Below are 6,902 nucleotides of genomic sequence, written 5' to 3'. Positions count from 1 at the left end.
CAGCCGCGGGCGCCGCAGCGCCGGCCGCCGGGGCCGCAGCCGCCGCGGGCTTCGGCGCCGGGATCGGCAGGGTGCCGCCCTGGGCGTGCAGATAGGCGATGACGTTGATGCGGTCTTCCGGCTTCTTCAGGCCGACGAAGGTCATCTTGGTGCCGTTGATGTACTTCTGCGGCGCCTTGATGAACTCATAGAGGTGGTCGTAGTCCCAGACCGCCTGCTTGCCGCCGAAGTCGGTCATGCCCGACGAATAGGCGAAGCCCGGGTGGCTGCCGGGCTTGCGGCCCTCAACGCCCCACAGGTTCGGACCGGTGCCGTTGGCGCCGCCGTTGTCGGCGTTGTGGCAGGACTTGCACTTGGCGAAGACCGCCTCGCCCGCCTTCACGTCGGCGGCCGGCAGGACCGTGCCCCAATCGGGCGGAACGTCTGCGGCTTCACCGCCACCGGCGCCGGCCTCGGCCGCGACCTCGATGGCGTAGCCGGGCTTTTCCGGCGCCTTGGATGCGAAAATCCCGGAGGAGAGTTCGCGCAGGCCGACAATGGCCAGACCCGTCGCCAGCACGGCGGCGGCGACTTTGTTGAACGTAAGGTCGCTCATAGTCCTAAAATCGGCCCTCTTCACGGCCGGCCGCGTGAGCCGGCGTCAGCGCGGGATTCCCCGCCCCCTTATTGCGCCCGCGTCTCTTACACGCTACCGGCGCTCGCGCAACCAGCCAGTTGGTCGCTCCCGGGGTCCCATGCAACCGATCGTAATCATCCCCGCCAGATTGGCCGCCACGCGCCTGCCAAACAAGCCTCTGGCCGATATCGAAGGCGTGCCGATGATCGTCCGTGTCCTGCGCCAGGCCCAGGCCGCAGGCGTCGGACCGGTGGCCGTGGCCGCAGGTGATTCGGCCATCGTCGAGGCCGTCGAGGCCGCAGGCGGCCGGGCCGTGCTGACCGATCCGGACCTGCCCTCCGGCTCCGACCGGATCATCGCCGCCCTGGCGGAGCTCGATCCGGAAGGCCGCCACGACGTGGTGATCAACCTGCAGGGCGACATGCCGTTCCTGAAGGCCTCGGCGCTCACCGACTGCGCCCAGCTGCTGGCCGATCACCCGGACTGCGACATCGCCACCATCGTCGAGGCCGAGACCTCGCCCGAGATCCGGACCAATCCCGACGCAGTGAAGGCGGTCCTGGCCCTGCAGCCCGACGGCCGGACGGGACGGGCGCTGTATTTCACCCGCTCGACCCTCTATGGAGACGGGCCGGTCTGGCATCATCACGGCGTCTACGCCTATCGCCGCGAGGCCTTGCTGCGTTTCGCCGCCGCCCCGCCCTCGCCGCTGGAACGCCGCGAGAAGCTGGAGCAGCTGCGGGCCATGGAACTGGGCATGACCATCTGGGCGGCCGTTGTCGACGCCACGCCGATCTCGGTCGACAACCCGGCCGATCTGGAACGCGCCCGGGCCCATGCCCGCGCGCTTGGGAGTCAATGATGAGCCAGGGTCGTATCGCCTTCCAGGGAGAGCTGGGCGCCAACAGCCACGAGGCCTGCCTGGCCGCCTTCCCGGACATGACCCCGGTCCCGCATCCGACTTTCGAGGAGGCCTTCGAGGCCATCAAGACCGGCGACTGCCAGCTCGGCATGATCCCGGTCGAGAACTCCATTGCCGGCCGGGTGGCCGACGTGCACCACCTGCTGCCCAATTCCGGCCTCAAGATCATCGGCGAGCGGTTCAAGCCGATCCACTTCCAGCTGATGGCCAATCCGGGCGTGAAGCTGGAGGACGTCACCGTCGTCCAGTCCATGCCCATCGCTCTGGCCCAGTGCCGCAAGACGGTGCGCCGGCTGAAACTGAAGACCGAGCCCGTCGGCGACACCGCGCTCGCCGCCCTGCTGCTGTCGCAAAAGCCCGACCCGCATCGGGCGGCCATTTCGCCCGCCCTGTCCGCCGAGCTCTACGGCCTGGAGATCCTGGTCCGCGACATCGAGGACGAGCACTCCAACACCACCCGCTTCCTGGTGATGACGGCGGAAAAGTCCCCGCCGGCGCCGGCCTTCACCGATCCATGCATCACCAGCTTCACCTTCAAGGTCCGCAACCTGCCGGCCGCGCTCTACAAGGCGCTGGGCGGCTTCGCGACCAATGGCGTGAACATGACCAAGCTGGAGAGCTACATGGAGAACGGCGCCTTCACGGCGACCTTCTTCTACGCCGAGGTCGACGGCCGGCCCGAGGATCGCGGCCTGGCGCTGGCCTTCGAGGAACTGCAGTTCTTCTCGGAGAAGTTCGAGATCCTGGGCGTCTATCCCGCCGACCCCTTCCGGAGCCGCGTCTGATGCGCACCATCGAGATCGACGGCGGGGCCTGCAAGTCGGTCAAGGACTTCTGCACGGTGCTGAAGGACGAGATCCGCGCCCTGCCCGGGCATGGCAACTCCATCGAGGCCTTCGTCGATTCGATGATCTGGGGCGGGATGAGCGAACTCCCCCCGCCCTATCTGATCCGTGTCCGCGGCCTGAACGGCGGCCCGATCGCGGCCTTCATCAAGGAGCTGTCGGAATCCCTCGGCTATGCGCGGATGGAGCGCCGCGACCGCAAGGGCGAGGACATCGAGGTTATGATCCAGCTTAGGCGCTAGATCACGCCGCCAGCAGGGTGTCGTCGAGCTCCCGGGCGCGGACGGCGGCGGGGCGGGCGTCGTGACGGGCGACGAAGTCCTGGAACGCGGGGCGATCGGGAATCCCCCCGGTCCGCAGGCCCCAGCCGATCAGGCCCGTCACATAGAGGTCCGCAGCGCTGAACCGGTCGCCGGCCAGGAACTCGCGGCCGGCGATGGCCTTTTCGAGCGTCGCCAGGGCCAGGTCATAGCTGCCCCAGCCCACCATCCGCTCCTGCTCGGCGGCCGGGGTCACACCCAGGGCCTTGGCGATCATGGCGCTCTCCATCGGGGCGGCGGCGAAGAACAGCCAGCGATAATAGTCCCCGCGCGCCGACGCGCCGGGCGGCGGCGCCAGGCCGGCTTGCGGGAACGCATCGGCCAGATAGGCGCAGATCGCCGCGCCCTCGGTGACCACGGTCTCGCCGTGGCGCAGGGCCGGGACCTTGCCCATGGGATTGATCGCCAGATAGGCCGGCGCCTTCATGGTCGAGCCATAGTCGAGCAGCTCGGTCCGATAGGGCTGGCCCACTTCCTCCAGCATCCAGCGGACCACGCGGCCGCGGGACATGGGGTGGGTGTAGAAGGTGATTTCCTGGGACATGGCCGGGCTCCGTGAGGTGATGAAGCCACTCTACCGCCCCCTGCTGACAGCAGACTGTCAGCAGGGTGAGGTCAGGAGCCGTGCGATCGGGGGCGCCGAGGCGCGTCGATGTTCGATGGAGCGTGACTGGAACAATAAGAGAACATTTGATAGCGTTTCCGGATGGCTCAGAGACCTAAACGCGCCTTCGCAAGGCGCATGCGCCAGTCGCCGACAGCGCAAGAGGCGAGGCTTTGGAAGGTCTTGCGTGATCGACGGCTGCTAGGCGTCAAATTTCGCCGGCAGGCGCCGCTCGGTCCCTATGTGGTGGATTTTCTCTGCCCTAGACATCGGCTGATTATCGAGGCGGATGGGCCGTTCCATCAGGATGACAGCATCCGAGATAGTTGGCTGAGCGCCCAAGGCTTCACGGTGTTGCGGTTCTCCAACGACCAGATCGCGGCGTCTCGGGCGGAAGTTCTAGGTATGATCTGCGCCTGGATCGAAGCAAAGGCGCCCCTCAAGCGCTGGGACGAGGATTTCCCTTCTCCCCTTGCGGGAGAAGGTGTCGGCGAAGCCGACGGATGAGGGGTTTTGCTCCGTCATCCGTGTTTCCTTCGAGGGCCTTTTCGGAGAAGCCTGCTCGACCCCTCATCCGGCCCTTCGGGCCACCTACTCCCGCAGGGGGAGAAGGACAGCGCAGGCCAGCGGCTCACCTCAGCTTTCCGCCCAGGCCTTGATCAGCTGGTGGGCGATGGCCATCGGGGGGGGCGCGAAGGTGGCGGGGACTTCGCCGGCCAGCAGGGCGCGGGCCTCGGCCTTGGTGAACCAGCGCACTTCCGACAGTTCGGTCTGGTCGGGGGCGGCGTCGTCGTCGGCCACCTGGGCGATCAGGCCGATCATCAGGGACGACGGATAGGGCCAGGGCTGGGTCGAGTGATAGGCGACCGAGAGGGTCTTCAGGCCCGCCTCTTCCTCAAGTTCGCGGGCGCAGGCCTCCTCGATCGATTCGCCGGGCTCCAGGAAGCCGGCCAGGGCCGAGAACATGCCCTTGGGCCAGATCTCCTGGCGGCCCAGCATGCAGCGGTCCTCGAACACGGCCAGCATGATCACCACGGGGTCGGTGCGGGGGAAGTGCTCGGCGTTGCAGGAGGGGCAGATCCGCTTCCAGCCGCCCTCGGCCGGTTCTGACGCATGGCCGCAGGCGGCGCAGAAGCGGTGACGGCGGCGCCACTCGAACATCGCCTTGGCGGTGGCGACGATCGAGGCGTCCGTGGCCGGCAGGCGCAGGGCCACGCCGCGCAGGTCCTCGAATCGGCCCAGGCCCGCCAGGGGTCCCTCGGCCGGGTCGGCGCCGCCCTCCAGGTCGACGGCGAAGATCGCGGTCTCCTTCCACAAGCCCATGAACAGCAGGCGCTCGGGGCTCCCGGCCAGGTCCTCGACCAGGCGCGCGGGCAGGTAGGCGATCTGCAGGTCGCCATTGGCGGCCTTCTCGACGAAGGGCTTGCCGTTCCACAGGGCGATGCCCAGGGACTCGGACGAGGCGACCTGCTCGGCGAGCCAGGCGGCGTCTCCGCGGCGCTCGCTGGCGCGGTTCAGGGGGTTGCCGGCGAAGGTGTTCTGGAAGGCTGTAAGAGGCATGCCCACAGTTCTAGATGAGCCCAAGCTTGCGCGCGACCCTCAAGGTCGCGATATAGGGGGCGGAGATCGGCGACGGGCGGACGCCTCGCCAACCCGGTCAGGTCCGGAAGGAAGCAGCCGTAACGAGTTTCGCTCCGGGTCGTCGTTCGGTCTCCACCCTATTCCCAAGTCCCCAAGCCTCCAGTTCAGGCGCCCATGGCCGACGAAGATTTCCCGCCCTGGTCTGAAGCTGGCGACGCTGACGCAGGTCCGCCCGAACCGCCGGAGCGCGATCCCGACACCGCCGACATGTTCGGGGCGCCCCCGGCGCCCAAGCCCGCCGCGGCGGCCGAGGCTCCGTCGGCCGCCTACACCGTCATCGCCCGCAAGTACCGGCCGAGGTCCTTCGAGGATCTCTATGGCCAGGAGGCGATGGTGCGCACCCTGCGCAACGCCTTCTCCTCCGGCCGGATCGCGCATGCCTTCATGCTCACCGGGGTGCGCGGCGTCGGCAAGACCACCACGGCGCGCCTGCTGGCCCGAGCCCTGAACTACGAGACCGACACCATCCACGAGCCTAGCCTGGACCTGCGCGAAGAGGGCCGGCACTGCCGCGCCATCATCGAGGGCCGGCACATGGACGTGCTGGAGCTGGACGCCGCCAGCCGCACCGGGGTGGCCGACATGCGCGAACTGCTGGACGGCGTGCGCTACGCCCCCGTCGAGGCGCGCTACAAGGTCTACATCATCGACGAAGTGCACATGCTCTCCACCGGCGCCTTCAACGCGCTGTTGAAGACCCTGGAAGAGCCGCCGCCGCACGCCAAGTTCATCTTCGCCACCACCGAGATCCGCAAGGTGCCGGTGACCATCCTCTCCCGCTGCCAGCGCTTCGACCTGCGCCGCGTCGAGCCGGACGTCATCGTGAAAAGCCTGGAGATGATCTGCGGCAAGGAGAACGCCCTGGTGGAGGCCGAGGGGCTGATGCTCATCGCCCGGGCCGCCGAGGGCTCAATGCGCGACGCCCAGTCCATGCTCGACCAGGCGATCGTGCAGGGCGAGCCGGGCATGACCATCCCGGCCACCCTGATCCGCGACATGCTGGGCCTGGCCGACCGGGCCCAGACCATCGCCCTGTTCGAACTCCTGATGCGCGGCGAGGCCGGTCCGGCGATCGAGACCTTCCGCACTCTCTATGGCTATGGCGCCGATCCGGGCCAGGTGATGCTGGACCTGCTCGACCACGCCCACGCCGCCTCGGTGGCCAAGGCGATCGGGGTCCAGGCTCTGATCATGCCCAAGGAGCAGGCCGCGCGCCTGGCGGCGGTGGGGGCCGCGGTCTCGGCCGGATCCCTGTCGCGGGTCTGGCAGATGCTGCTGCGGGCCCACGAGGAAGTGCGGCGCGCGCCTGACGCGGCCGCGGCCGTCGACATGGCCCTGATCCGCCTGGCCTATGCGGCCGACCTGCCGGGGCCTGAGGAGGCCCTGAAGCGACTGCAGTCCGGTGATCTGCCGACCGGCGGCTCCGGCGGCGGCATGGGCGGCCCCTCGGGCGGCGGCGGTGGCGGCCAAATGTCGTCCGGCGGCGGGGTCACGGCTCAGGGGCGGATGATGGCCCCCCAGCCCCAGGCGGCCGAGGCCGCGCCCAATCTGCAATCCTTCGCCGACGTCCTGGCCCTGATCGAGAAGAAGCGCGACATCGCCTTGCGCCTCGACGTCGAGCGCTATGTCCGTCCCGTCAGTTTCCGGCCCGGCGCCATCGAGTTCGAGCCGGCCCCCGGCGCCCCGACCAATCTGGCCCAGCGCCTGGTCTCCAAGCTCAAGGAATGGACCGGCCAGCCCTGGCTGATCGCCGCCCAAGGCGGCGGCGGGGCCGAGAGCCTGTGGGAGCGGCAGAAGCGCGAGGAGCGCGAGGTCCGCGGCCAGGTGGAGCAGGATCCCTTCGTCCAGGCGGTCATGCAGGCCTTTCCGGGCGCGGAGATCATCAGCATTCGCAACACCCCGCTTCCCGAGCCCTCGTCGGTCACCGACGCGCCGGAAGAGGACGAGGACTAGG

The 6,902-nt window shown here is 68.8% G+C and carries 8 protein-coding genes and 1 other RNA gene; 6 read left to right on the top strand and 3 right to left on the bottom strand.

Going from position 1 to position 6,902, the window contains the following annotated elements:
- The coding region (locus MQH10_RS11815; protein WP_242564249.1) for a c-type cytochrome at positions 1-595 on the bottom strand (595 nt) is incomplete at its 3' end.
- A 139-nt stretch (positions 596-734) separates the two neighbouring features.
- Here MQH10_RS11815 and MQH10_RS11810 point away from each other — a divergent pair.
- The 3 genes from MQH10_RS11810 to MQH10_RS11800 are packed head-to-tail and all read left to right on the top strand — an operon-like array spanning position 735 to position 2,625.
- Positions 735-1,478, top strand: coding sequence for a 3-deoxy-manno-octulosonate cytidylyltransferase (locus MQH10_RS11810; RefSeq protein WP_242564248.1), 744 nt, complete (start codon positions 735-737; stop codon positions 1,476-1,478).
- Positions 1,475-2,323: a prephenate dehydratase gene (locus MQH10_RS11805; RefSeq protein WP_242564247.1), complete on the top strand. Its 849-nt coding sequence runs from the start codon at positions 1,475-1,477 to the stop codon at positions 2,321-2,323. Before MQH10_RS11810 ends, MQH10_RS11805 begins: the two co-directional genes overlap by 4 nt.
- Complete coding sequence (locus MQH10_RS11800) at positions 2,323-2,625, top strand: hypothetical protein (protein WP_242564246.1); 303 nt, start codon at positions 2,323-2,325, stop codon at positions 2,623-2,625. The genes MQH10_RS11805 and MQH10_RS11800 overlap by 1 nt, the downstream gene beginning before the upstream one ends.
- A gap of 1 nt (position 2,626) precedes the next feature.
- Here MQH10_RS11800 and MQH10_RS11795 read toward each other — a convergent pair whose 3' ends face one another.
- The gene (locus tag MQH10_RS11795) at positions 2,627-3,247 is read right to left on the bottom strand and encodes a glutathione S-transferase family protein (protein ID WP_242564245.1); all 621 of its coding nucleotides are present in this window, start codon (positions 3,245-3,247) and stop codon (positions 2,627-2,629) included.
- Positions 3,248-3,409: 162 nt separating this feature from the next.
- Between MQH10_RS11795 and MQH10_RS11790 the strand changes: the two genes are divergently transcribed.
- Positions 3,410-3,814, top strand: coding sequence for an endonuclease domain-containing protein (locus MQH10_RS11790; RefSeq protein ID WP_272886875.1), 405 nt, complete (start codon positions 3,410-3,412; stop codon positions 3,812-3,814).
- Positions 3,815-3,943: 129 nt separating this feature from the next.
- On the opposite strand, the gene nudC is transcribed toward MQH10_RS11790, so the two are convergent.
- Positions 3,944-4,867 (bottom strand): NAD(+) diphosphatase, encoded by a 924-nt coding sequence (nudC, locus tag MQH10_RS11785; RefSeq protein ID WP_242564243.1) that lies wholly within the window; start codon positions 4,865-4,867, stop codon positions 3,944-3,946.
- 60 nt (positions 4,868-4,927) lie between these two features.
- Here nudC and ffs point away from each other — a divergent pair.
- Positions 4,928-5,026: signal recognition particle sRNA small type (gene ffs / locus MQH10_RS11780), an RNA gene on the top strand.
- Between the two features lie 36 nt (positions 5,027-5,062).
- Positions 5,063-6,901, top strand: a complete 1,839-nt coding sequence (locus MQH10_RS11775) for a DNA polymerase III subunit gamma/tau (RefSeq protein ID WP_419720768.1) — start codon at positions 5,063-5,065, stop codon at positions 6,899-6,901.
- Position 6,902: the final 1 nt, after the last annotated feature.

Source organism: Phenylobacterium aquaticum, assembly GCF_022695515.1.
GTDB lineage: Bacteria > Pseudomonadota > Alphaproteobacteria > Caulobacterales > Caulobacteraceae > Phenylobacterium > Phenylobacterium aquaticum.
The sequence above is the reverse complement of the archived record's forward strand: the minus strand, read 5'-3'. Positions and strand labels throughout refer to the sequence as shown.